23 protein-coding genes and 1 pseudogene are annotated in these 23,100 nt (G+C 43.5%); 7 read left to right on the plus strand and 17 right to left on the minus strand.

The genetic code is table 11. The features are described from left to right. Nucleotides 1-293 precede the first annotated feature (293 nt). Together KIV41_RS04590 and KIV41_RS04595 are read right to left on the minus strand one after the other, a co-directional pair. Nucleotides 294-575 carry an HlyU family transcriptional regulator gene (locus tag KIV41_RS04590; RefSeq protein ID WP_010451768.1) on the minus strand — a complete coding sequence of 94 codons (282 nt, stop codon included), beginning with the start codon at nt 573-575 and terminating at the stop codon, nt 294-296. A 55-nt stretch (nt 576-630) separates the two neighbouring features. Then, a complete protein-coding gene (locus KIV41_RS04595) occupies nt 631-999 on the minus strand; it encodes a late competence development ComFB family protein (protein ID WP_010451766.1) in 369 nt (122 codons plus the stop codon). Nucleotides 1,000-1,249: 250 nt separating this feature from the next. Here KIV41_RS04595 and KIV41_RS04600 point away from each other — a divergent pair, with 250 nt between their 5' ends. Further along, nucleotides 1,250-2,494 carry a GGDEF domain-containing protein gene (locus KIV41_RS04600; RefSeq protein ID WP_010451764.1) on the plus strand — a complete coding sequence of 415 codons (1,245 nt, stop codon included), beginning with the start codon at nt 1,250-1,252 and terminating at the stop codon, nt 2,492-2,494. 37 nt (nt 2,495-2,531) lie between these two features. Here KIV41_RS04600 and KIV41_RS04605 read toward each other — a convergent pair. From KIV41_RS04605 to KIV41_RS04615, 3 genes and pseudogenes are all read right to left on the minus strand, one after another. Further along, a pseudogene (locus KIV41_RS04605) lies at nt 2,532-3,506 on the minus strand (Solitary outer membrane autotransporter beta-barrel domain). A gap of 126 nt (nt 3,507-3,632) precedes the next feature. Then, nucleotides 3,633-4,604 (minus strand): Solitary outer membrane autotransporter beta-barrel domain, encoded by a 972-nt coding sequence (locus tag KIV41_RS04610; RefSeq protein ID WP_082038737.1) that lies wholly within the window; start codon nt 4,602-4,604, stop codon nt 3,633-3,635. A 12-nt stretch (nt 4,605-4,616) separates the two neighbouring features. Next, complete coding sequence (locus KIV41_RS04615; protein ID WP_045388746.1) at nt 4,617-5,576, minus strand: diguanylate cyclase; 960 nt, start codon at nt 5,574-5,576, stop codon at nt 4,617-4,619. A gap of 179 nt (nt 5,577-5,755) precedes the next feature. Between KIV41_RS04615 and KIV41_RS04620 the strand changes: the two genes are divergently transcribed. Further along, nucleotides 5,756-6,193, plus strand: coding sequence for a DUF3069 domain-containing protein (locus tag KIV41_RS04620; RefSeq protein WP_010451758.1), 438 nt, complete (start codon nt 5,756-5,758; stop codon nt 6,191-6,193). A gap of 66 nt (nt 6,194-6,259) precedes the next feature. Here KIV41_RS04620 and modC read toward each other — a convergent pair whose 3' ends face one another. From modC to KIV41_RS04640, 4 genes are all read right to left on the minus strand, one after another. After that, nucleotides 6,260-7,366, minus strand: coding sequence for a molybdenum ABC transporter ATP-binding protein ModC (gene modC, locus KIV41_RS04625; protein ID WP_252042730.1), 1,107 nt, complete (start codon nt 7,364-7,366; stop codon nt 6,260-6,262). After that, complete coding sequence (modB, locus tag KIV41_RS04630) at nt 7,363-8,052, minus strand: molybdate ABC transporter permease subunit (protein WP_285335781.1); 690 nt, start codon at nt 8,050-8,052, stop codon at nt 7,363-7,365. Before modB ends, modC begins: the two co-directional genes overlap by 4 nt. 12 nt (nt 8,053-8,064) lie before the next feature. After that, nucleotides 8,065-8,817 carry a molybdate ABC transporter substrate-binding protein gene (modA, locus tag KIV41_RS04635; protein WP_252042727.1) on the minus strand — a complete coding sequence of 251 codons (753 nt, stop codon included), beginning with the start codon at nt 8,815-8,817 and terminating at the stop codon, nt 8,065-8,067. A gap of 90 nt (nt 8,818-8,907) precedes the next feature. Then, on the minus strand, nt 8,908-10,359 hold the full coding sequence (locus KIV41_RS04640) for a cobyric acid synthase (protein WP_285335782.1): 1,452 nt from the start codon (nt 10,357-10,359) through the stop codon (nt 8,908-8,910). Between the two features lie 164 nt (nt 10,360-10,523). Between KIV41_RS04640 and KIV41_RS04645 the strand changes: the two genes are divergently transcribed. Both KIV41_RS04645 and KIV41_RS04650 read left to right on the plus strand, forming a co-directional pair. Then, entirely contained in the window at nt 10,524-10,895 is a 372-nt protein-coding gene (locus KIV41_RS04645; RefSeq protein ID WP_252042725.1) for a YgiW/YdeI family stress tolerance OB fold protein, read from the plus strand. 137 nt (nt 10,896-11,032) lie between these two features. Continuing rightward, nucleotides 11,033-11,581 carry a hypothetical protein gene (locus tag KIV41_RS04650; protein ID WP_038883116.1) on the plus strand — a complete coding sequence of 183 codons (549 nt, stop codon included), beginning with the start codon at nt 11,033-11,035 and terminating at the stop codon, nt 11,579-11,581. 31 nt (nt 11,582-11,612) lie between these two features. Here KIV41_RS04650 and KIV41_RS04655 read toward each other — a convergent pair whose 3' ends face one another. The 3 genes from KIV41_RS04655 to KIV41_RS04665 all read right to left on the minus strand — a co-directional run bounded on the left by KIV41_RS04655 (nt 11,613) and on the right by KIV41_RS04665 (nt 14,500). Further along, nucleotides 11,613-12,287 (minus strand): RimK/LysX family protein, encoded by a 675-nt coding sequence (locus KIV41_RS04655; RefSeq protein WP_038883119.1) that lies wholly within the window; start codon nt 12,285-12,287, stop codon nt 11,613-11,615. A gap of 12 nt (nt 12,288-12,299) precedes the next feature. Beyond that, nucleotides 12,300-13,487 (minus strand): amino acid aminotransferase, encoded by a 1,188-nt coding sequence (locus KIV41_RS04660; protein ID WP_252042724.1) that lies wholly within the window; start codon nt 13,485-13,487, stop codon nt 12,300-12,302. A 155-nt stretch (nt 13,488-13,642) separates the two neighbouring features. Further along, nucleotides 13,643-14,500 (minus strand): AraC family transcriptional regulator, encoded by an 858-nt coding sequence (locus KIV41_RS04665; RefSeq protein WP_252043311.1) that lies wholly within the window; start codon nt 14,498-14,500, stop codon nt 13,643-13,645. A 155-nt stretch (nt 14,501-14,655) separates the two neighbouring features. Here KIV41_RS04665 and KIV41_RS04670 point away from each other — a divergent pair, with 155 nt between their 5' ends. Continuing rightward, the gene (locus KIV41_RS04670) at nt 14,656-16,041 is read left to right on the plus strand and encodes an MATE family efflux transporter (RefSeq protein WP_252042718.1); all 1,386 of its coding nucleotides are present in this window, start codon (nt 14,656-14,658) and stop codon (nt 16,039-16,041) included. A 148-nt stretch (nt 16,042-16,189) separates the two neighbouring features. On the opposite strand, the gene nrdG is transcribed toward KIV41_RS04670, so the two are convergent. Both nrdG and nrdD read right to left on the minus strand, forming a co-directional pair. Continuing rightward, nucleotides 16,190-16,660, minus strand: a complete 471-nt coding sequence (nrdG, locus tag KIV41_RS04675) for an anaerobic ribonucleoside-triphosphate reductase-activating protein (RefSeq protein ID WP_010451744.1) — start codon at nt 16,658-16,660, stop codon at nt 16,190-16,192. Between the two features lie 86 nt (nt 16,661-16,746). Next, nucleotides 16,747-18,867, minus strand: a complete 2,121-nt coding sequence (gene nrdD / locus KIV41_RS04680; protein ID WP_010451743.1) for an anaerobic ribonucleoside-triphosphate reductase — start codon at nt 18,865-18,867, stop codon at nt 16,747-16,749. A gap of 307 nt (nt 18,868-19,174) precedes the next feature. On the opposite strand from nrdD, the gene KIV41_RS04685 reads away from it, so the two are divergent. Further along, the gene (locus KIV41_RS04685; RefSeq protein WP_010451742.1) at nt 19,175-20,038 is read left to right on the plus strand and encodes an endonuclease/exonuclease/phosphatase family protein; all 864 of its coding nucleotides are present in this window, start codon (nt 19,175-19,177) and stop codon (nt 20,036-20,038) included. A 16-nt stretch (nt 20,039-20,054) separates the two neighbouring features. Here the strand turns inward: KIV41_RS04685 and KIV41_RS04690 are convergent, their stop codons facing one another. Genes KIV41_RS04690 through KIV41_RS04700 form a run of 3 tightly spaced genes read right to left on the minus strand, consistent with a single transcriptional unit; the run spans nt 20,055 to nt 21,230 of the window. Then, nucleotides 20,055-20,495 carry a YeeE/YedE family protein gene (locus tag KIV41_RS04690; protein WP_285335784.1) on the minus strand — a complete coding sequence of 147 codons (441 nt, stop codon included), beginning with the start codon at nt 20,493-20,495 and terminating at the stop codon, nt 20,055-20,057. Between the two features lie 14 nt (nt 20,496-20,509). Next, nucleotides 20,510-20,911 (minus strand): YeeE/YedE family protein, encoded by a 402-nt coding sequence (locus KIV41_RS04695; protein WP_010451740.1) that lies wholly within the window; start codon nt 20,909-20,911, stop codon nt 20,510-20,512. 25 nt (nt 20,912-20,936) lie between these two features. Beyond that, nucleotides 20,937-21,230 carry a helix-turn-helix transcriptional regulator gene (locus KIV41_RS04700; protein ID WP_010451739.1) on the minus strand — a complete coding sequence of 98 codons (294 nt, stop codon included), beginning with the start codon at nt 21,228-21,230 and terminating at the stop codon, nt 20,937-20,939. Between the two features lie 151 nt (nt 21,231-21,381). Between KIV41_RS04700 and KIV41_RS04705 the strand changes: the two genes are divergently transcribed. After that, nucleotides 21,382-23,085, plus strand: a complete 1,704-nt coding sequence (locus tag KIV41_RS04705) for an FAD-dependent oxidoreductase (RefSeq protein WP_252042717.1) — start codon at nt 21,382-21,384, stop codon at nt 23,083-23,085. The last annotated feature ends 15 nt before the right edge of the window (nt 23,086-23,100 follow it).

Below are 23,100 nucleotides of genomic sequence, written 5' to 3' on the forward strand. Positions count from 1 at the left end.
ACTGCCACTTCTCGCCTCACAGTCCGTTATTATTCTGTTTTTAGCGAACGTCAATCGTGACTTCAAGTATTTTGTAATAAAAATACTAAATTTCATTACATATAACGTCTAGTAATGAATAATTCTCTACTTCAACCTGAAAAATAACAACGACTGACTTTACTAAGCAGAGGTCTAACCAGATGAGTGCTAACCGCTTATTTAACAAATATTTAAGTAAATAAAAAAAGAGTCATCAGCATATACACTAATGACTCTCTTTTTGATGATTCGTATCAAGTTGGAGTGAATTGTTAATCGAAGATCTTTTCACCCATTTGGTCGATAAACATCTGCGACTTTTTCAACATCAACTCATTGGCATCTTGTTCTGAACCCAACAAGTCAGACCGAATGAAACGGTGTGACTTCACTTCCCCTTCGAAAGCTTTTTCAATGCGGCCTGCAATACGATATTGACCTCCTTCTGAAATGCTCTCTTGGTAGATTAGATAGCCTTTGTATTCGACAGGCTCAACAGTTTTTACCTCAGCAGACTTTTGACTGCCACCAAACAAGCGTGAAAAAAATCCCACGACTCCTCCTTGGTTTTTCTCTGCGTCTCTTACAATAGTCAGAGACAAACTAGAATTACTTAATGTTGATGTTGAGGATTGGTTTTTCAAACCAATCCAGTTCTTGTTCTTCATCATAACTGGTGTGGGTCAATATGACCGGAACTTCGTGGTCGCGATTCTCACGTCGGTCCTCACGAATCATAGCAGCTGCATTTTCAACGGCCACATCGACACTTAGCTTAAACTGAGTCAGCTTGCTTTCAGGTAACGCCGACAAGAAGTCGATATCATGACGGATGTAGACAGGCTTTAGCTGGATCAATGCGAGACACGCGATATCAGCTAATTGTTCGTTATCGAATTGCTCAACATAGACGTCTGAAGCTAACACCTGGCCAACTAATGTTTCCATATAATTGTGTACGTCTGAACTGATTTGCATCAACTTTCTCCTTTAGGCAACAGACCTAAAGTATAGCAGTCGATAAAGCCCTGCAACTCATTGATTGGTCTAAATTTAGTCAACCTCTCCATTTTTGTGTTAATACGTCCTAAAATACTTGGAAAATCCGCAAATAAACGTATTCTTGTTAGTTTCGAGTCTGTGATAATTAATACCTAATTTAAAGCATTAAACAAGATTCATAATTTATTTGAATAACATACGATTAAGATAAGGTTTTGAACTGTAGATGGTTTCATCTTTAATGACCTCTCCCGCTTTTCGCTTTCTGTTCCCACTCCTGTTACTGGGAGCTGTCAGCTTGGGCATGGATAATATTATTGAAATGACCAGAGCGAACTGGGGCATAGCATCAAACCTACCTTATATCTTACTTAGCTGTGCGTTGATCATGTGCTACTCGTTCAAACAAGGGCGAGAGTCTATGGTGTGCATTAGCATGATTTTTGCCTATTTCATTATTCAAACTCGGTTGCAAGTTCCGTTGCACGTTGGCACAACGTTGCTTGAACTGGCCATTTTGACATGCCTGTTACCTGTCTCTTTTTTAGCTGTATTTTTATTTAGTAAAGAAGGGTTCAACTCAAAATCGACCGCAGCGTACGTCTTTATGCTGTTTATGTTTTCTTTTTGGTCTTACATCACGCTTATTTATTATGTCGAGGGTGGGTTTGATGAATGGACTGCGGGTTCTTTGTTTATCGTACCGAGTGTGTCGAAGTTACCCTTCGTTTTAGTGCTGTATTGCTTTGCTCTTGCTTGCTTCCTAGGAATCCTTGTTCTCAAAAAAAATAGAATCATTCACGCGATCACCTATTCGGCCATGGTGTTAGCCACTGCAACTTTTGTGTTTTTTGATGTTCAGTACATATCTAGTACCATGTTTACTTTGTCTGGACTCTTGATCATCATCTATTCTACCTCTGCGAGCCATCAACTTGCGTTTACCGATAGCTTAACGCTGATTCCAAGTCGCCGAGCTTTAGATCTTGACCTGAAACACACCGGACGAAAGTTCACAATTGCAATGCTGGATGTTGACCATTTTAAAAAGTTCAACGACACCTATGGCCATGACACAGGTGACGACGTGTTAAAAATGGTAGCAGCTCGGTTGGGCAAAACGCAGGGTGGTGCCAAGGTTTACCGATTCGGCGGAGAAGAGTTTACCATCGTCTTTAAAGGTAAATTCGCAGAAGACTGTGAAGAATTTATTGAAGAAACTCGTGAGTCCATTGCACAGTATGAAATGGTACTTCGAGATCAAGACGGCCGCCCTGACGATCATAAAGAAGGTAAAAAGCAACGCGGCAAGGCGTCCGAAAAAAGAGGTGTGGTAAGTGTAACAGCAAGCTTTGGTGTCGCTGATAGCCGCAGTGCCCGCAACCCCTCAGATGTCATTAAGCTCGCAGATGAAGCCCTGTATAAGGCCAAAAAAGCTGGGCGAAATTGCGTTAAATTCTGCCGAACTTAATGGCCTTTTTCAAAATGAGTGATGATACTAAACCTAATTACACCTGATTGAAAAACATAACCAAGCTGCCACCCTTAAAAGCACTACCATAGTTTAGACTCATGCCTACTCCCATGTTGATAACAAATGGAATTTTAATTGGTGGTGTCATTAGCCATCCCATACTAGCCTCATAGTAATGATCTGTATTGAGAGGTCTTTTCGTATCCCCTCCGATATCAACACGATTAAAACTAGTGTAGAAAGATTGAACCATGTTTTGCCAAATCGCTAAGCGATAAAAAACCTTTACCCCATTCACCCAATACCAACCCTCTGGGTTAATCAAAGTGTCAACGCCACCAAGGTTTGCTCCAAATCCATTGAAATAGTGCGGAGAAGACCATAAATACCATTGCTCAAACTGCCCGTAAGGGCTATATCTTAGCGTTGCATTGAGCTCCGCAACCATCGCCAATGAACTGGTATTAACGTATACACCATCTATTTCGCTTTAGTAATCTTCAAGCGCATTGCTTTGATAGCGGTAATCATTTTGGTAGTACATTAGGTGTGTGCCTGCTGCACCGCTCAAAATGAAGCTGCAATTTAAATATGCTTCTTGCTCGACTTCTAAATATCCACCCAAGACAAACTCATCTAGATCATCAGGCTTAGTTGCATCCAATGCATATACCTCCTGGTTACCGCTAAGCAGGTATCCACGTCCATTGACTTTGGTTTGATATGGTGAATATCGATTATGGCCAACTGGAACACTAAACGGTAGCGACATCACTGAAAGCTGCTTACGGAGCTCTACGGATTCACTGCTACCCGACAGGTCTTCATCTAGGTTTAGATATTCATTAGGATCAAAATTTGAAAAACCGAAAGTAAACACTTCACTATCCGAAAGTACGATACTTGCCGCATAGTTATAATCGAATTCTTTCTCAAGTTGCTTTTGAATGGAGCTGGAGTGAGATGAAGTTGAAGCGAAAATCATCGCTAAATAAGCCAACTTACGCATGAGTCTTTAATATTGACAAGAGTCATCCGATGACGAAGGTTATGTGCTTATGTTCCTATGAGCCGAAATGGGGCGCGATTTTGGCTCGAATAAGTGATTAATGCAATGGTTTTCTTTGCGTATTTATTACTCTTGATTGAAGAACAATACTAAACTGCCTCCCCTTAGCGCACTGCCATAGTTCACGGTGATTCCAAGGCCAATGTTATCTATCCAGTCAGACTTAAATGGCGGCGTCATTAACCACCCAACACTTGCTTCATAATAGTGTGAGGTATTCATTGGTTTGCTTGTGTCTCCTCCCACATCAACGCGATTAAAACTCGTATAGATCGACTGAACGGTGCGGCCAACTTTGGTAAAGTCATAGAAGAGTTTTACGCCATTTACCCAATACCATCCTTCTGGATTGCCGATATCACCGTTATTGCCGTCGCCCCAGCCTGTACCATAAAAATAATGTGGTGAAGACCAAACATACCACTTGCCCCAGTTTACGGTGTCTTTGTATTTCAGCTCTGCGTTTATCTCTCCAATCAAAGCCCATGCATCGGTATTAAGATAGATGCCTTCTAGGTAAGGCTTAAGCTCATCAAGAGCATCACTACGATATTCATACTGGTTACGATAATACATGAGATGTGCACCAGCAGCTGCAGTGAACGTTATATGGTCAGATAGCTTGTTTTTGCGCTCTACCTCGCTGTATGCACCAAGAATCCACTCTTTGTTTCTGTCTGGAGTTTTACTTTCGTTCAAATGAACGTCTTGGTCGATGCCCAAAACATAGAGACGCCCTTTCAAGCTGTACTGAGTAAGAGATTCATCGTCTTCAGTGAGGGATAGATGATAAGGGAGTGTAGAAAGCGCAACCTGCTTTCTTAAATCAACGGAGTCTTGAGTCCCAATATCTTCGTTGTCGATGTTGAGATATTTATTTGGATCAAAGTCATGAAAGCCAAGGTTAAATACATCGCTATCAGACAACACAATGCCTATTGCAAAATTACGCTCAAATTCCTTTTGTAATGTGTCTTGTACTGGACTAGCGTGAGAAATGGTCGAAATTAGTGACAACGTCACCACAAAATACTTCATTATTTGTCTAACTTAACTTGCGTTTACCACTGTGTATGTATTTCTACCGCGAGATTTTGAAGTATATAGTGCTCGGTCCGCTGTTGCGTAGAGATCGACAATATTTTCCTTACCCGTGGCCTGGAAAACAAACACCCCTTGTGACACGGTCACGAACGGTTCAACACTCGAATACTCATGCTTATACTCTAAGTACTGTATTGCTTTATGAATACGCTCGGCTTCTTTTTCTGCTCCGTTGGCGTCCGTCCCACCAAGTAAAATGACAAACTCTTCGCCACCATATCTACCTACATATTCTCCCGATCGGCTGAATGTCGCTTTTAGTTGATTTGCTAACGCTTGAAGGCAGCGGTCACCTTCAATATGGCCATAGTTATCGTTAAAAGGCTTGAAAAAGTCTACATCTAACAGGATAAGCGCCATAGATTCACCACGCCTCCCATGCCAAGCCACCATATCTGTTAATTGCTGGTCTATATAGCGTCTGTTATAAAGCTTAGTAAGCCCATCTTCGTTTGCTTGCTGCTGTAAGAGCTCGTTAACTGTCTCTAGCTGCGCCGTGGTCTGCTTTAGCTCTCTTCTCATATGAGCAATGCGCTGCATTGCGATAAGCTTTGAATTAAGGACAATCTTGTCTACGGGCTTAATCAGGTAATCATCCCCCCCGGCATCAATTGCTTTTGCAATCATTTCAGGTTCTTCGTGACTACTCAAAAATATGATTGGGATCCAATCTGGAAAGGCTTCTCTGATATGAAGCGAGACTTCAAAACCATTCATGTCTGGCATGGCAATATCAAGAAGGATTAGCTCTGGGTCAAAGCTTTCATATTCATTCAAAGCTTCTAGACCGCTTCCTACGGCTTTAACAACGTGTCCGAGCTGCTTTAACCTAATCGCCAACTGCATTCTATCAAGTTGTACATCATCAACGAGTAGAATGCGCATCGATGTTCCTAGTGGCTGCATACCATGGTCCATTTCTAGTTGTTTATTAAACGTATACCATATGAAAGTGGTATGTGCATTACTACCCTCACTAATCTGCGAGATTTTTGCGACTTTATCACGTAATCAAGAGGTCGTTATGGTAGCTATTTGATGAATTTGGTATTAATATTCCCGCCTTTTGTAACGAGAGACACACCATGTCAGAAGCAACTAACAACGAAAGCAAAAAAATCGATCTAGAAACCATTTCTCCTGAACTACGCAAAGTTATTGAATTTGACGAAGTACCTGAGCAAATGTTCGAGATGGTTACCTCTATCCATGAAGTGTCTGAAGAAGCTGTACGTGCATCTTGGGATGAAATGCCAGCAAGTGCACAAAACATTCTGGACAACTTTGAACAATTCCACGCTCTAGTGACTGTAGGTCAAGCATTTGCAGGTCTAAATGTAATGGAAGAGTTCCCGACTCTAAATCTGCCAGAAAACATGACAGACGAAGACAAAGAAGAATACCGTTCTCAACTGTTAGACAATGTCCTACACAACTGTGTAAAAGACATGGTTAAGCAGCTTAAGAAAGCGCGTCGTGACCCTCTTCTTAAACGTGAATTCAAAGAAGTATTCGAAAAGTAATTTCAATACTGAGTTTAAAGTAAAGGCCGCAGATGCGGCCTTTTTTATGTGCATAATTCGCGAAATTTAATGATGTGCTAATGCTATATCTCGTTGCGTGACACTCACACCTTTTACTTGCGCATAAACCGCATCACCAACTTTCAGGCTCAGATCATCCAATGCCCATGGAGTGATGGTAGCCCATAGGTGGCATTCTTCATCTAACTTGAGTGATACTGTGATACTTTGCTTGTCTTCACCTGTATTAATCTCTTCTATAGATGCGACGGTCGCTGTTAACACGTTACGTATCGATGTAGATACAGGTTTCTCTATCGCGATAGATACGTCGTTTGCACGCACTTGAAGCCGAATTGGTGTATCTGGCTCTCCATCGACTTTTTGAACCCACAAACAAGCGCTCGGTGCGAGCTTTACGCACGTCAGCGCGTATTTATCGTGGTGCGTCGCGATCTTTCCTTCGAATAAGCTACTGTGGTCTGAGAATGACTGCCAAGGACGCATGGCATGAGATGCCCACACATCCTCTAACTTACCTGACATCATGATTCGCCCCCTATCGAGAATTGACAGATGCTGCGCCAAACGAAGAATCTCTTGCAAACTATGCGTGACATAGACGATTGGAATATTGACCTGTTCAGATAACTCTTCCAAAAATGGCATCACTTCTCGCTTACGGGGCATATCCAACGAAGCCAAAGGTTCATCCATCAATAGCAGATTAGGTTTCGAAAGGAGCGCTCTCGCGATTGCTACACGCTGTTTCTCACCACCGGATAAAGAGATTGGAAAGCGTTTCAATAGCGGTGTAATAGCGAGTAACTCTGTCACTTTATCGAAGTAATCATCATCTTTTTCGACTACGCCGTAGAGTAAGTTGCCTTTCACGGAGTAATGCGGAAACAAGCGAGAGTCTTGGAATACATAGCCAATCTTGCGCTTGTGTGTCGGTAAATTAATTCCGGCATCACTATCGAAAAGAACGTGTTCACCAATCGACACTTTACCTTGCTTTGGCGTCACCAACCCGCTGATAACGTTGATTAGTGTGGTCTTTCCGGCACCAGAACGGCCAAATAACGCGCTTATTCCATTACCCGGTAACGATAAGGCGATATCAAAATTAGTTTCACCAAGTGATTGTTTAAATTGAATTTCTATACTCATCGTTTAGCTCCCAGTCTCGCAGCAGCTTTGCGATTTAACCATTCTGATATCATTAATGTCGAGAGAGCCAAAGCAATAGAAATGATGCATAAGCGCGCGGCTTCCATCTCTGCTCCCGGCGTTTCGATAAAGTTGTACATCGCCAAAGGAATGGTTTGGGTCTCACCGGGAATGTTAGAAACAAAACTGATTGTAGCTCCAAATTCGCCTAAGCTGCGAGCGAAAGAAAGCATCGTACCTGTGATAATACCTGGGATCGTTAAAGGCAGCGTGATAGTAAGGAATACCTTTAAAGGTGATGCGCCTAACGTTGAAGCAGCGTGTTCTAGCTTAGGATCAACATTATCCAAGCTAAGGCGAACGGAACGGACCATCAAAGGCAGCGCAACAACGATACAAGCGATAACCGCCCCCTTCCAGTTGAAGCTGAACACCAAACCAAAGTGTTCATAAAGCCAACTGCCAAGAAACCCCTGTCGGCCTAATGAGATCAGCAATAGATAACCAATCACAACTGGCGGCAATACCAATGGTAAATGGATCAGACTGTCGAGAATGGATTTACCGATAAACTGTTTTCGAGAAAGTAACCAAGCCAGAGCAATGCCCAATGGTATTAACCAAACGACGGCATAGGCACCAACTTTTAGGCTTAGTATTAAGGCTTGGTATTCAAGTTCTGTCACTCTGTGCCCTTTTTATTGAAAGCCGTATTGCATAAAAACTTGTTTAGCATCGTCGGATTTCAAATATTCAAAAAACTGCTTAGATTGTGTCGAGTCTTTAACAATCGCCGCTGGGTAAACAATATCCGCGTGTGAGTCATTAGCAAACTCGCCGACCACTTTTACTTTTTTTGTTAAAAGCGCATCGGTTTTGTACACAACACCAAGCGGTGCCTCACCACGCTCAACTAATGCTAATGCAAGACGAACATTTTTCGCTGGCGCCACTTGTCGCTCAATCTGCTTCCAAACACCAAAGTGCGAAAGAGATTCTCGAGCATACATACCAGCAGGCACCGAAACAGGGTTACCAAGCGCAAGGCGATTGCCGTCTAATGCTTGGCTCCATGCATTGCCATCTGAGAAGTTAAAAGGAGTAACACTTGAAGCTAGTGGTGCAATAAGAACGAGGCTGTTGCGCACCAAATTAGTGACGCCGTCACTCTCAATTACATTTGATTTTACTAAGTAGTTCATCCATTTAGTGTTCGCAGAAATGAACACATCAGCTGGTGCGCCATTTAGGATTTGGCGAGCAATGGATGAGGAGCCTCCGTAAACGGGAGTGACTTTCACATCATATTGCTGTTCAAATTTTTGTGCGATATCGTCAATCGCGTTAGTCATAGACGAAGCCGCGTAAACTTTAATATCGGTCGCTGCGTTTGCTGCTGATGAAACGCTCAATATTGCCGCTAGGCAAGCATGAATCTTCCATGCTTTCATAAAAACACTCCGGTGCTAGACTGGCAGAAAAAGAAATTGTGGAACAATGTGCCCACTTTTATTTATGCTTCAAACAGTTAAAAACTGGTTTTATTTGAACAGAAAGTCAAGATTCATATGTTGTTCTATCGCATCTGCAATGCGATTAATGCCTTGTTCCTTTAACTCTTCAAAGTCTTGTTGTGCGATTTGAGTCCCGTTTACCCATTCAGCCACAAGGCTTAAAACGTCGGCCTCATCAAAGAACCCGTGAAGGTATGTTCCCATTACTTGGCCACACTCACTTATCGCGCCCTCTGCTTCGCCAGAACTCAATGTCAGAGGTTGAGCGCCCTGCACTTCACTTCGACCAACATGAATTTCGTAGCCTTTTACATCTACAGTTTTACCGTTTAGGCAAATCTGCGCTTGTGTATGCGTTAATTGTTTGCTGTTGGTTAGAATCGTATTGACGTCTAACAACCCTAACCCTTCACTTTGGCCAGGGGTGCCTTCCACACCATTGGGATCGTTAATAATCTTACCAAGCATTTGGTAGCCACCACAGATACCAATGACTTTTCCGCCAAGTCGGATATGGCGTTGAATGTCTTTATCCCAGCCTTGGCTACGCAGATAATCCAAATCGTCGCGAACTGACTTAGTGCCCGGCAAGATAACCAAGTCGGCTTTGTCGATCTTTTCGCCTTTACCAACGTAGCGAAGGTTAATGTCTGGATTAAGACGCAAAACATCAAAATCGGTATGATTACTAATGCGTGTTAATACGGGCACCACAACATTGAGTTTAACGTGTGAAGATAGCTCTTGCTGAGCCGTAATGGCGTCTTCTGCCTCTAGGTTTAAACCATGCAAGAACGGCAATACCCCCAACACTGGTTTGCCTGTCTTTTCTTCTAACCATTCAAGGCCAGATTCAAGCAAGCTGATATCGCCACGGAAACGGTTTATTACGAAGCCTTTAACGCGAGCTTGTTCGGATTCGGATAGTAATGCTAGCGTTCCGTACAGATGGGCAAATACACCACCACGGTCGATATCCGCAATAATAATGACTGGAACGTCGGCTTCTTCAGCAAAGCCCATGTTAGCGATGTCATTTTCTCTTAAATTGATTTCTGCTGGGCTGCCAGCACCTTCAATCATAATCGATTCGTATTCGTCCGTCAGTTGTGTAAATGAATCCAGCACCGTTCCCATTGCGACTTTCTTATAATCATGAAACCCGACTGCGTCCATATTCGACAATGCTTTGCCTTGTAAGATGATCTGAGCACCTGTGTCGCTGTTAGGCTTAATTAGCACAGGATTCATGTGAACCGTAGGCTCAACGTTGCAAGCTTGCGCCTGAACGGCTTGAGCACGCCCAATTTCCCCCCCATCTTTGGTAACTGCACTATTCAGAGCCATATTCTGTGGCTTGAATGGGGCAACTTTTACCCCTCGCCTTGCCAACACACGGCATAACCCTGCCACAAGGACACTTTTTCCGGCATCTGAAGTTGTGCCTTGAACCATTAATGATGGGATTGGTGATTTCATGAACGCTTAATAAGAGAAAAAAGAAGGTGAACAATCATAACGTTATCTCAGCATAGGACTCAAGAAAATGAATCGAATATGAATGTTCGAATCAGTAATGGTTCAAATAAGGTTTGTTTTAATAGCACCATCAAAAACGAACACCTATATAGAGAAGCCAAATTATGAAAAACACTGTTATCGCTACTATCGCTGTACTTGCTATCGCTCCTACTGTTGCAATGGCGAAAGACGACAACCACGGCCAATCAAGCATTCAATTTAATGGCCCTGTTACGGTAGAGAAAGTCGACGCTTTGATTAAAGATTCAAGCATGTTTACCGAGAAAGACGTGGTTGTAGAAGGTAACCTACTTCGTCAAACGCGCGCCGACCAATTTATCTTCAGCGACGGTTCTGGTGAAATCATGGTTGAGCTAGATGACGATATTCGACTAACGACGCCAATCGACCAAACCACGAAAGTACGTCTGTTTGGTGAGTTCGAAGGTGGTAACAAACCAGAAATTGAAGTAGAGCACCTTGTGGTACTGTAAAGCTCAAGTACCTATGCTTACTGTCTAACCTAGCATAGGTAATCTCAGAAAAGTGATATAAAACACAACTTTGGCCTGCTAATTGCAGGCCTTTTTCTATATTATTGTTTTTTCACTTTATAAAGCCCGGAGACATCATGCTAGCAAAGGCTCTCAAACTAACAGCTATCGGCGTGTGTGCCCTATTACCACTTTCATCACATGCTAATAATTTCAACTACAACATGTTGGAGTTTAGAATGGGGACAAGCCCGGGCACCTTTGGTGGTGAGTTTACAACTTATTTTACTGAAAACACTCACTTTATCATCCGTGGAGATACCGAGTTTAATTCTGATTGGGATGTAGCTGGAGGTATAGGTTTTAATGGCCCAGCAGGTCAATTTGCAGATATATTTGGCCAAATGCTCGTTCATAATATTAATGAAGAAGTCGTCGAGCAGTATAGCTCTTACTACGATAATAACTGGCGTGCAGAAGTAAATTTAGGTACCAGAATGTGGTTGATGCAAGATATTGAGGTACATGCTCAATTTGGACAGTTGATTGCAAATGACGGTAACGCAACAACCTACTCTTTAGGGGGCCGTTTTCATTCGACCCAACAGCTATCTCTTGGCTTAGAAGTAAGAAATACTGGTGTTTACGGTTCTCAGGTAGCCATGGCTGCAAGATTTTCATTTTAAAAAAAGCCTTCCATATGGAAGGCTTTTTTATTTACTTTTTCTTGTTTGGTTTTTTCTGAACATATTTCTGAGACACATCTATGATTGCCACGTCTCTAAAAAAACTACGCCCAAGTAGAATTGGAAACTTCATATGGCCTCGTTCAGCTAGCGTAAACTCGGTTTGTTCATTCATATCACCAACCTGTATGTACGCCACAACAACCGCTCGCTTATCAACTTCATCACTTGATGACTGCTTGATCTTCGCCCATCGCTCCACCGGTAGCTTGAACTCTTTGCTGGCCTTGCCATTCACATCAATTTTGAACTGCACCCAGTCTTTACCGTCCCGCTCAAACGGTACAATATCTGTTGCACTAATTGACGATGTTGTTGCTCCAGTATCGATACGAGCTTTAAATGTCTGGTCAATAGCTGGTACATAAACCCATTCTTCCGCACCTAAAACCAATTTCCCATCCGGCGTTTTTGTTACCTTCGGTGGCTTTTCAGGCTTAGGCTTAACCTCTGGTTTAACTTCAGGTTTTTGTTCGGGTTTAACCTCAGGCTTAGGTTCAATTTCTGGTTTCACTTCCGGTACATCGACTGGTTGCTCTACCTTTGGTGTATCTGGCTCAACAGGCTCAGTAGTCGTTGGCGTCGACGTACACGCAATAAGACCGCCGCTCATCATTAGCGGCAGAATCAGTTTCCAGTTCTTCATCAACTCTCCCAATTAACGTTGAGATACTTTTTGAATAGCGTCAGCAACGTAAGGAATATGAGTTTCGGTCAAACCAGCGATGTTAATACGACCATCACCGACACCATAAATACCATAATCTTCACGCAGTTGCGCCATTTGGTTTTCACTAAAGCCTAGCACAGTAAACATGCCTTTGTGGCTCTCAATGAAATCAAATTGATCTGTATTATGGTTATTTCTCAACTCGTTACATAAAGTTTGACGAAGATTCAGCAAGCGTTGCTGCATTCCGCTTAGTTCTTGTTTCCAAACTGAAGTCAGATTTGCATCTTGCAGGATCGTTTTTACCAATGCGGCACCATGGTCTGGCGGCATCGTGTAAGTCGAACGCGCTAATGTTAGCAGCTTGCCTTTCGCGTTTGCTACATCCTGGGTGTTCTTACCGATCACAATCGCAGCACCAGTTCGTTCTCGGTACAGGCCGAAGTTTTTCGAACATGAAGTTGTGATCAGCATTTCTTCAACATTGTCAGCCATAAAGCGGAGACCTTTTGCATCTTCCTCTAGACCGTCACCAAAGCCTTGGTACGCAATGTCGACAAATGGCGTAAAACCGTTTCTTTGCGAAAGTTCGGTGATCGCTTGCCACGCAGAGAAATCAATATCCGCACCCGTTGGGTTGTGACAACAGCCGTGCAGAAGCACAACGTCAGAAGGGCCTGCTTTAGATAGGTCTTCTAGCATTTTCGCCGTATCAACTTGTTTCGTTTCTGGTGAGAAGTAATGGTAGAACTTCACTTTCAGTCCAGCTGCTTCCATTACTGGCTTGTGGTTTACATAGCTTGGGTTTGAAATCCAAACTGTCGTATCTGGTTGTGCAACCTTCATTAGGTCACCCAACATACGCAATGCTCCACTCGCACCAGGCGTTTGAATAGCGGCTACACGATCCATTGCTGACGTATCCGTCAGAAGAAGATCGATCATGCTTTGGTTGAATTCTTCACAGCCTGCTAGACCAACGTAAGATTTGGTCTTTTGATTTTCGATAACCACTTCTTGCGCCATCTGAATGGCTTTCATGATTGGTGTTTCGCCAGCACTGTTTTTGTACACGCCAATACCAAGGTCAACCTTGTTTGGACGTTCATCGCCGCGGTATGCGACGGAAAGAGATAAAATAGGATCTAATACGGGAGTTGGTAGATTAGAAAACATGAAAGTCATAACCCTTTGAAATTCAAGTATCGAACCTCACGGTAACACTTTCGTTAAAAATGGCGAAACTATTTTTCACTCATTTCGCCAATTAGAGTACAAAATTCTGGTGACTGCGGAATTTTATGAACTCAATCGTTCACAAAAAGTACAATTCACTCATCAAAGTGCGAATCAAGCTTTCCGTTTTTCCTAAATTCACGTGGCGTCATGCTCGACCAGGCTTTAAATCGCGTACTGAAGTTCGCCCCTGTTGGGTACCCTACTATCTCGCCTATATGCTGAATTGACCATTCAGTTGACCGCAATAAACGCGCCGCATATTCCATTCGCATGCGGGTTAGGTGCGCCATTGGGCTTCGTCCAAACTGCTGCTGAGTCAAACGGTGTAGGTGCGGTTCAGAACATGGGTACAACGCAGCAAGTTGTTCAACCGTCCAGTCTTTGTGAAGCTGCCTTTGAACCAAGTCAAACACACGACGCAGTTTTAATTGATTACGTGATATAGAATCTGAATGTGGCATGTTCAGCATGAGTTCGAGCTGAGCAACGCTATGCGCCCCTACCTCACCGCCATAATCGATAGGCAGATTAATACTACGTAATAGCGTTTGAATGCAGGAATACATCACTTCTGGTGCAGATGTAAGTTGATATTCGATCTCTTCATTCACCATCGGCCATCCTTTATTTTGAGAAAGGAATACCCACGCGATTTGCCACGTTTCATCTTCCATTCCAAAGCCATTTTCAATACCCGCGGGCACGATCACTAACGATCCTGGCTCCAAATCATAGCGGCAGGCGCCGCTCTGTAACCAGCCTTTTCCACGAACCGTATACAGCAACATGTGTTTCTTCTGGTTTTTGCGGTAAACAGAAAAGAACTCTCGACAAGTGGCGATACCACATTGGACGATCCCCCTTTCTTCGAGGGCAAGGACTCGCGTATGGTCAACGAACTCTTGGTAGGTCTTCTCTGAAATTGTGTAACGTTCTTGCTTTTCTTCCATGATCCGATGGCTCACAAGTGCACTAAGGGAAAGCGTGCTCTATCAAACAATCGACAGACACTGGATAGTTTGACAAAACTTTTGGATGTATTTGAAAAATACAACGTCAAATCATGGGGATAAACTACTCGCATTGTTCTTAAAGGAGAAATGCGATGCTCTTAACACGCGAATACATAGACAAAGCATTTTGGAAAAAACTGGTTGCAATTGGTGTTCCTGTGTCACTGCAATCCATGTTGTTTTCTCTGCTGGGTGCTGTAGACATTTTTATGGTGAGTCAACTTGGTGAATCAGCCACTGCAGCTGTTGGTGTTGGCAACCGAATCTTTTTCTTTAACTTGGCCGTCGTATTCGGATTGTGTGGCGCAGTGACGGTATTAGCGTCTCAATATTTTGGCTCTGGCAACATGGCTGGTATACGTCGAACACTTGCCCAATCTTGGTTTATTTCGATGCTTGTTACCTTACCATTCATTTGGCTGTATGTGGTTTATGACAAAGAGATTGTCTCATTCATGGCAGATGACCCTGAGTATGTTAGCTATGCTCGTGAATATCTGGTGGTGACTGGATTGAGTTTATTAGGCACAGCTGTCGTGGTACCTATTGAGTCAGTCTTGAGATCAGTAGGCGAAGCAAAGATGCCAACTTATGTAAGCATTGCTGCCATCGTTGTGAATGTCTTCCTCAATGCGGTTTTAATCTTTGGTTTACTTGGGTTCCCACAATGGGGCGTATTTGGAGCTGCTGTCGGTACTTTTATCTCGCGCTTTTTCCAAACTGCAGTGCTGGGTTACTTCTTTTGTCGTCGATATTCACATCTTCTCCCTACTCGTTCAGATTGGCTTGAAGGGACAGTAAAGAAGTACCGAAACAAATATTTCAAAGTGTCGATGCCAATGTTGATCCACGATGCGTTGTGGACCGGCGGCTTGATTGTCTACAGCATTATTTACGGTCAATTAGGTGTCACGGAGCTCGCGATTATCTCTTTCCTATCCCCGATTGAAGGTGTATTGATTTCAACCTTTATGGGATTTGCTGTCGCTGCATCCGTGCTGCTGGGCAATGACATTGGTGCTCAAGAATATGACCGAGTGGAGAAAACCGCTTGGTGGTATGTGTTTACCAGCGCTGTGCTTGCAACAATATTATTCTTAGTCGTTTGGGCGTGTTCACCATTGATTTTGAACTTACTTGAGATGAGTCCACTTACCGATAAGCAAATGGCACTAAATGTATGCTTGGTGTTAGCACTAGGTATGATTCTGCGAGTATTCAACATGGTCGGCATCGGCGGCGTGTTGAAAAGTGGCGCAGATATCCGCTATAGCATCTTCATCGACACGTTTGGTCAATGGGCGATTGGTATTCCGCTCACTTACTACACTGGGATGGTATTGGGTTTACCACTGCATTGGGTGTTGATGTCCCTACTTTTTGAGGAACTAGTGAAAGGCATTCTGACCACCCATCGCATCCAGTCTAAGCGTTGGATTAATAATATGGTTGAAGATGACTCCGGAGTGACAGCGTAACTATAAGATTATGCTATGTTTATACAAGCAAGAGCTAGCATAAGTCTCTGTTTATAATGAATAGCTTTAAAGAACTCACACCAAAAGGGCACATTCGAAATGTACGAATGTGCCCTTTTTATATTTGGCTTTTCTTGAGTTGGAACGCTTAGAGGTCAGTGAATCGATGGATAATTTGATTCGAACTGCCTCGCCATTCTAGATTGAGGTCTCGTTTATCTTGCTCGTATTTCCCATCGATTAAGGTGTCGATGTACTGCGTCACTTCACGCTGCGCGTCATCGAGTTCTTCAAGCGTGTAACCCGTCCAAACCCAAATATCTTTGCCTGGGCACTCTTCTCTTACCCGTTTCACGAGCTTAAGAATGTGCGGCACGTTTGCTGGATGCAGAGGATCACCACCAGACAGAGATAAACCACGGCGTTTGATGCGCGTGTCGTTTAAGTCTGCGATGATTTTATCTTCAGCTTCTTGCGTGAAAAACACACCCGAGTCCAAACGTTGTGTCGACTGGTTATAACAGCCGCGACACTGGTGTACACAGCCCGACACAAACAGCGTGCAGCGTGTACCTGGTCCGTTAACAACGTCGATTGGATAATATTGGTGGTAATTCATAATCGTGCCTTGTTCTGCTGGCTAGAAAAGAAAATCAACCCACGACAGGTTGATTTTCATTATTTGGGTCTGAGTTTAAGTAAACCTTACAGGTGCTTAACTCGACGCTTAACTTCTTCTTGTTTACCGAAGTTAAACGGACGTGCATCTGGGCTGCCTAGGTAGCCACAAACACGGCGTGTTACTGACACTTTCGTGGAGTCATGGTTGCCACAGCTTGGGCAAGTGAAGCCTTTACTTGTACAGTCAAACTCACCGTTGTAGCCACACTCGTAACACTCATCGATTGGTGTGTTGGTACCGTAGTAAGGAACACGTGTATAACTGTAATCCCATACGTTTTCTAAAGCTTCAACGTTACGCTGCATGTTCGGAAACTCACCGTAACAGATAAAGCCGCCGCTTGAGATTTCTGGGTAAGGCATCTCAAAGTCGATCTTGTCGTATGGATTCACCTTCTTCTCTACATCTAAGTGGAAGCTGTTGGTGTAGTAGCCTTTGTCTGTTACACCTTTAATTACACCGAACTCTTTTGCGTCGATGCGGCAGAAACGGCTGCATAGGTTTTCACTTGGTGTTGCGTATAAGCTGAAACCATAGCCAGTTTCATCAGCCCAGCCATTAACCGTATCTTTTAGGTGCTTGATGATAGCTACTGCTTTTTCACTCAGAACCGCATCGTCGTATACGTGCGCTTCTGTACCGAATAGCGCGTTGATTGTCTCATGTACACCGATGTAGCCAAGAGAGATAGATGCTCGACCATTCTTGAAGATCTCTGCGATAGAGTCATCAGCTTTTAGGCGAACACCACACGCACCTTCCATGTATAGGATTGGCGCTACACGTGCTTTCACGTTTTCTAGACGCTGGATACGTGTCTCTAGTGCTTTACGAGCAAGGCGAAGACGATCGTTGAGTAACTCGTAGAACTTCTCTTCACTTCCGTTTGCACGGATAGCGATACGAGGAAGGTTCAAGCTCACTACGCCAAGGTTATTACGACCTTCGTGGATTAGCTCACCGTTCTCTTCATAGGTACCTAGGAAGCTACGACAACCCATTGGCGTTTTAAATGAACCTGTCACTTCTACTACTTTGTCGTAGTTAAGAATGTCTGGGTACATGCGTTTTGTCGCACACTCAAGCGCAAGTTGTTTGATGTCGTAGTTTGGATCTTCTGATTTGTGGTTCAAACCATCTTTAATACCAAATACCAGTTTCGGGAATACCGCTGTTTTACGGTTTTTACCTAGACCAGCAATGCGGTTCTTCAGAATAGATTTCTGGATAAGGCGAGATGCCCAGCTTGTACCAAGACCGAAACCGAACGTAACAAATGGTGTTTGACCGTTTGCGGTATGCAACGTGTTTACTTCGTATTCTAGAGATTGAAACGCGTCGTAACACTCTTTTTCTGTACGCGCTTTTGCAAACTCTTCAGGCTGCGCAATATCCCATTCTTTAGCGATCTCTAGGTGTTTCTCGTAACTTGTCATTACGTACGGTTCTAGAACTTCATCAATACGGTTGATGGTTGTACCGCCGTAAATGTGGCTCGCTACTTGAGCAATGATCTGTGCCGTTACTGCTGTTGCTGTTGAAATTGATTTTGGAGTATCAATCTCAGCGTTACCCATTTTAAAGCCGTGCGTTAGCATGCCTTTAAGGTCGATAAGCATGCAGTTAAACATTGGGAAGAACGGTGCGTAATCCAAATCGTGGTAGTGGATATCGCCCACTTCGTGCGCTTGAACCACATCTCGTGGAAGGATGTGTGTCTTCGCGTAGTGTTTCGCTACAATACCTGCCAATAAGTCGCGTTGAGTCGGAATTACTTTACCGTCTTTGTTCGCGTTTTCATTGATTAGGTCTAGGTTGCTTTCTTCAATCAAACCTTCAATTTCGCGAGTCAGTGCGCTTTGCTTCTCACGCGCGATGTCGCGATCGTGACGATATTCAATGTACGAACGTGCAAGTGACTTGTAAGGACCTTGCATGAGTTCATTTTCGACTAGATCTTGAATCTCATGAATGTGAACCTCATCGTGACCCTGTAACTTAAGCTCAACAGCAAGCGCAACATTTAATGCATGAATTGCGATATCTTTGTCTTTTTTCTCCGCTGCAGATTCCACTGCTGATTGAATACGATCCCTGCTAAACGGAGCTCTTGAGCCGTCACGCTTGATTACGATTGGTTTCACTTTTTCTCCTTACCCAGAATGTTCACAGACTTATCCACAAACACACTATATAGGGCTAATTTTTATTCGACTGACACAATATATTGTGGCGTATTTAACGAGAAGCACCAACTGAAAACATTGATTTTGATCAATAAAAATTGGCTAGCGGATAAGATCAAATCGATCTTATCGGAGTTGATCTCAGTTGCGAAGAAAACTGTGAAAATTGCAAAATTGGAGCGAAATCCACTTGCTTTTTTTAGAGGTCTTATAGGATAAAGGATGGAAAGGAATGCGCTAAAAAATAGGAGTGCAACAGACCAAAATGCGATCACTTTTTGTTACGACGATATTACTTTTTAGTTCTTTTTCATTTGCTCAAAATTCAATCAAATTAACCAGCTGGAATATTGAATGGTTATCTATAGATGGCAGTAAAGTTTCTAGAACATCACAAGATTTTGAAAAACTGAACCACTATGTGGATAAAACCCAGGTGGGCATTCTTGCTTTCCAAGAAGTAGAAAGCGCCGCTGCTATACAAAAAGCCGTTGGTAATAATTTCACTATCTATCTGTCTGATCGCGCTAACAAGTCTAACCAACATCTTCAGTTCAACGACACCAATCAGTACACGGGCTTCGCAGTACGTAGCGGTGTGAGTGTGTTAGATAAGCCCGATTTTTCTATCACACGAGGCAATAGCAAGCTGCGCTTCGCTAGCTACCTTGTTTTGAATCCAAATCAAGATGAAGAGACTCACCTACTCTCTGTACATCTAAAAGCGGGTTGCAGTGGCGCGTATCGCAATAACCGCGATTGTAAGATTGTGAAACAACAAGGACAGGCGCTAGCCAAGTGGATAAAAGCGCGCGAGGACAATCAACAACAATATGTCGTGCTGGGCGACTTTAACCACAACCTAGGTTATCGAGGTGATTGGTTATGGGAAGTGCTATCGGATAATACCGATGCAAGGCTAGTGACCAAAAACACCAAAGCGGAATGTAAGGTGCGCTCTAATCGTAATCCGAATAAAACCCACCAATTCCGCTCAGTGATAGACCACATTATTGTGAGCGGTGATTTAAATGCATCTTCTGGTGTGCAAAACGTTTTCAAAACACAAGATGTGCTTGACTATAAACTGAGTGACCATTGCCCGGTTTCTACGACGCTCACTTTTTAGCATTGAAGAACTCTTTTTAGCGTTGAACCATTCTTTTGGCGGTGAACGAACCGACCAGCATCGCTGCAATAAATAGCAGGACTTGCGTGTTGCCAGTGAAAAGGCTGGCAACCGCAGGACCCGGACACACTCCCAGCAAGCCCCACCCGATACCAAACAGTGCCGCACCAACAACTAGCTTTTTGTCTATCGTTTTAGAAGTCGGACAGACAATCTCGTCACCAAACACAGATTCATTTCTTGGCTTTATTAATAGAAGATAAGCCGGAACGAAAATAGCAAGAGCCCCGCCCATAACAAAGGCTAAGCTTGGATCCCATGCACCTGTGATATCAAGAAAACCAATCACCTTTGCCGGATCAGCCATACCGGAAATTACCATTCCAATTCCGAAGAGCGCACCAGAAAACGCAACGATGGAAATTTGCTTAACATTTTTCAAAACATCAGTTTTCATAACGACACTATCCCTCACGATACTAGCAAGACAGTTAACATGGCTGTTGCCATAAAAGTACACGTAGCGACTACAGAACGGATAGAGAAACGCCCCATTCCACAAATGCCATGACCACTCGTACAGCCATTACCGATACGGGTACCGACACCGACAAATAAGCCAGCAGCGACAACTAAAGCAAGAGAGCCGCTGTACTCAGTTGGTACATGCCTGCCAAGGGCATAAACAGCAAACACACCGCCCAATGCCATCGCAATTAAGAAGACAATTCGCCAAACGCGATCTGCATTCTCAACTGCACCATTTAAGATCCCACTAATTCCAGCAGTCTTACCAGTAAATAACATCAATATGACTGCCGATGCGCCAACCATTATGCCGCCTAATAACGACATCCAAGGAACTTCAAACATAGCTACCACCAAAATAAACTTTGAATTATTGCTTACAGAAAACTTGGTTAAACGCTTCAATAAGCGGCCCAACTCTTTCATCTGAAATAGAATAGAAGACGTGCTGAGAAACCTTGCGGGCTTTGATAATGTCGTGTTTTCTCAAAACGGTTAAATGTTGTGAAAAAGCAGATTGGGTTAAAGTAGAACCTTCAAACAACTCTCCAACCCCTTTTTCGCCCTCTATCAGCTTGCACATTACGATTAAACGCTCTGGATGAGCCATAATTTTAAGTAGATCACTCGCTTCAGTTGCGCTTTGTAGCATACTGTCGCCCATTCTTATGCCCCTTCATCAATACGTTAACTTTTATTAGATATTACTAATTAACATTATTAAGTCAATACTAATGTAGAATAAATAACATTAGACACTACTAATTTACTTAAGTAAGGTGTAGGCGTTTTCGATCATTCAGTAGGAGAAATCCATGAGCAAAATCGTGATTATTGGTGGCGTTGCTGGCGGTGCGTCTGCAGCAGCTCGTGCCCGTCGTCTTAGTGAAGACGCAGAAATCATTATGTTTGAACGCGGTCCATTTGTTTCTTTCGCAAACTGTGGTTTGCCATACCACATTGGTGGTGACATCCAAGAACGCAGCAAATTACTACTTCAAACTCCGGAGAGTTTTTTAACCCGCTTCAACGTAGACGTTCGTGTGATGAACGAAGTGGTTTCAATTAATCGTCAAGACAAAAGCGTAACCATAAAGAACTTACTTGATGGTTCTGAATACCAAGAAAGCTACGATTTTCTTCTATTAAGCCCTGGTGCAGGTCCAGTTGTCCCGCCTATCCCGGGCATTGATAACCCACTGACGCATTCTCTGCGTAACATCCCTGACATGGATGGCATCATCAAAACAATTGAGACTAACAAAGTTGAACATGCAACGGTTGTTGGTGGAGGGTTTATTGGCTTAGAAATGATGGAAGCATTCCACCAGCTAGGCGTGAAAACCACATTAGTTGAGATGGCGGATCAAGTAATGACGCCAGTAGACCGTGAAATGGCTGGCTTCGCTCATGCCGAGATTCGTGAGAAAGGCGTCGACCTGCGCTTAGGCGTTGCCCTTTCTTCGGTCGAATACGTTGCGAACCAATCTGTCGCTAACACAGAAGCAGGTGAAGATGATGAGCATCAACACCTTCAAGGCAAGCTAACACTATCACTCAACAATGGTGAGCAACTGGATACCGATATCCTGATCATGGCGATTGGTGTGCGTCCTGAGACAAAACTCGCACAAGAAGCGGGGCTACAAATTGGCGCCCTCGGCGGTATCTACACCAACGAATACATGCAAACCAGCGATCCCTCAATCTATGCGGTTGGTGATGCAGTCGAAGAGAAAGACTTTGTCACTGGTGAACAAACGCTTGTTCCCTTGGCTGGCCCAGCAAACCGTCAAGGCCGTATGGCGGCAGACAACATGCTTGGCCGCCAAGAAACTTACCAAGGAACACAAGGTACTGCGATCTGTAAGATCTTTGATTTAGCAGTGGCTTCTACCGGTAAAAATGAGAAACAGCTTAAACGTGAAAACATCGCTTATGAAAAAGTGTATGTTCATGCCGCAAGCCACGCTAGCTACTACCCTGGTTCAGAAACTGTATCATTCAAAATGTTGTTTGATCCTGCATCCGGCAAGATCTTAGGGGCGCAAGCCGTAGGTAAAGATGGTGTCGATAAGCGAATTGACGTAATGGCTGTAGCTCAACGTGCTGGAATGACCGTAGAACAGCTTCAGCATCTAGAGTTAACTTATGCGCCACCGTATGGCTCTGCAAAAGACGTGATTAACCAAGCAGCTTTTGTTGCCAGCAACATCATTAAAGGCGATGCAACTGCGATTCACTTTGATGAAATCGACAATCTGTCAGAAGACCAAGTGCTGCTTGATGTTCGTAATCCGGGAGAGTTGGAATCTGTAGGCTTCATTGAAGGCGCTATTAACATTCCTGTTGACCAACTTCGTCAACGTATGAATGAACTGCCGAAAGACAAAGAGATCGTGATTTATTGTCAGGTCGGTTTACGCGGTAACGTCGCTTATCGTCAACTTGTAAACTCAGGGTTTAAAGCATGTAACCTGCTTGGCGGTTACCGTACTTACAAGTTCGCAAAAGCTTAATCTCTAATTTTGCTT

Source organism: Vibrio sp. D401a, from assembly GCF_030248515.1.
In the GTDB taxonomy this organism is placed as follows: domain Bacteria; phylum Pseudomonadota; class Gammaproteobacteria; order Enterobacterales; family Vibrionaceae; genus Vibrio; species Vibrio rotiferianus.

Bases quoted from the DNA above. Each gene is read 5' to 3' on its own strand.
- KIV41_RS04595 (WP_010451766.1), bottom strand. From the start codon at position 999: ATGCAAATCAGTTCAGACGTACACAATTATATGGAAACATTAGTTGGC.
- KIV41_RS04600 (WP_010451764.1), top strand. From the start codon at position 1,250: ATGGTTTCATCTTTAATGACCTCTCCCGCTTTTCGCTTTCTGTTCCCA.
- KIV41_RS04610 (WP_082038737.1), bottom strand. From the start codon at position 4,604: ATGAAGTATTTTGTGGTGACGTTGTCACTAATTTCGACCATTTCTCAC.
- KIV41_RS04615 (WP_045388746.1), bottom strand. From the start codon at position 5,576: ATGCAGCCACTAGGAACATCGATGCGCATTCTACTCGTTGATGATGTA.
- KIV41_RS04620 (WP_010451758.1), top strand. From the start codon at position 5,756: ATGTCAGAAGCAACTAACAACGAAAGCAAAAAAATCGATCTAGAAACC.
- modC (WP_252042730.1), bottom strand. From the start codon at position 7,366: ATGAGTATAGAAATTCAATTTAAACAATCACTTGGTGAAACTAATTTT.
- modA (WP_252042727.1), bottom strand. From the start codon at position 8,817: ATGAAAGCATGGAAGATTCATGCTTGCCTAGCGGCAATATTGAGCGTT.
- KIV41_RS04640 (WP_285335782.1), bottom strand. From the start codon at position 10,359: ATGAAATCACCAATCCCATCATTAATGGTTCAAGGCACAACTTCAGAT.
- KIV41_RS04645 (WP_252042725.1), top strand. From the start codon at position 10,524: ATGAAAAACACTGTTATCGCTACTATCGCTGTACTTGCTATCGCTCCT.
- KIV41_RS04650 (WP_038883116.1), top strand. From the start codon at position 11,033: ATGCTAGCAAAGGCTCTCAAACTAACAGCTATCGGCGTGTGTGCCCTA.
- KIV41_RS04655 (WP_038883119.1), bottom strand. From the start codon at position 12,287: ATGAAGAACTGGAAACTGATTCTGCCGCTAATGATGAGCGGCGGTCTT.
- KIV41_RS04660 (WP_252042724.1), bottom strand. From the start codon at position 13,487: ATGTTTTCTAATCTACCAACTCCCGTATTAGATCCTATTTTATCTCTT.
- KIV41_RS04665 (WP_252043311.1), bottom strand. From the start codon at position 14,500: ATGGAAGAAAAGCAAGAACGTTACACAATTTCAGAGAAGACCTACCAA.
- KIV41_RS04670 (WP_252042718.1), top strand. From the start codon at position 14,656: ATGCTCTTAACACGCGAATACATAGACAAAGCATTTTGGAAAAAACTG.
- nrdG (WP_010451744.1), bottom strand. From the start codon at position 16,660: ATGAATTACCACCAATATTATCCAATCGACGTTGTTAACGGACCAGGT.
- KIV41_RS04685 (WP_010451742.1), top strand. From the start codon at position 19,175: ATGCGATCACTTTTTGTTACGACGATATTACTTTTTAGTTCTTTTTCA.
- KIV41_RS04690 (WP_285335784.1), bottom strand. From the start codon at position 20,495: ATGAAAACTGATGTTTTGAAAAATGTTAAGCAAATTTCCATCGTTGCG.
- KIV41_RS04695 (WP_010451740.1), bottom strand. From the start codon at position 20,911: ATGTTTGAAGTTCCTTGGATGTCGTTATTAGGCGGCATAATGGTTGGC.
- KIV41_RS04700 (WP_010451739.1), bottom strand. From the start codon at position 21,230: ATGGGCGACAGTATGCTACAAAGCGCAACTGAAGCGAGTGATCTACTT.
- KIV41_RS04705 (WP_252042717.1), top strand. From the start codon at position 21,382: ATGAGCAAAATCGTGATTATTGGTGGCGTTGCTGGCGGTGCGTCTGCA.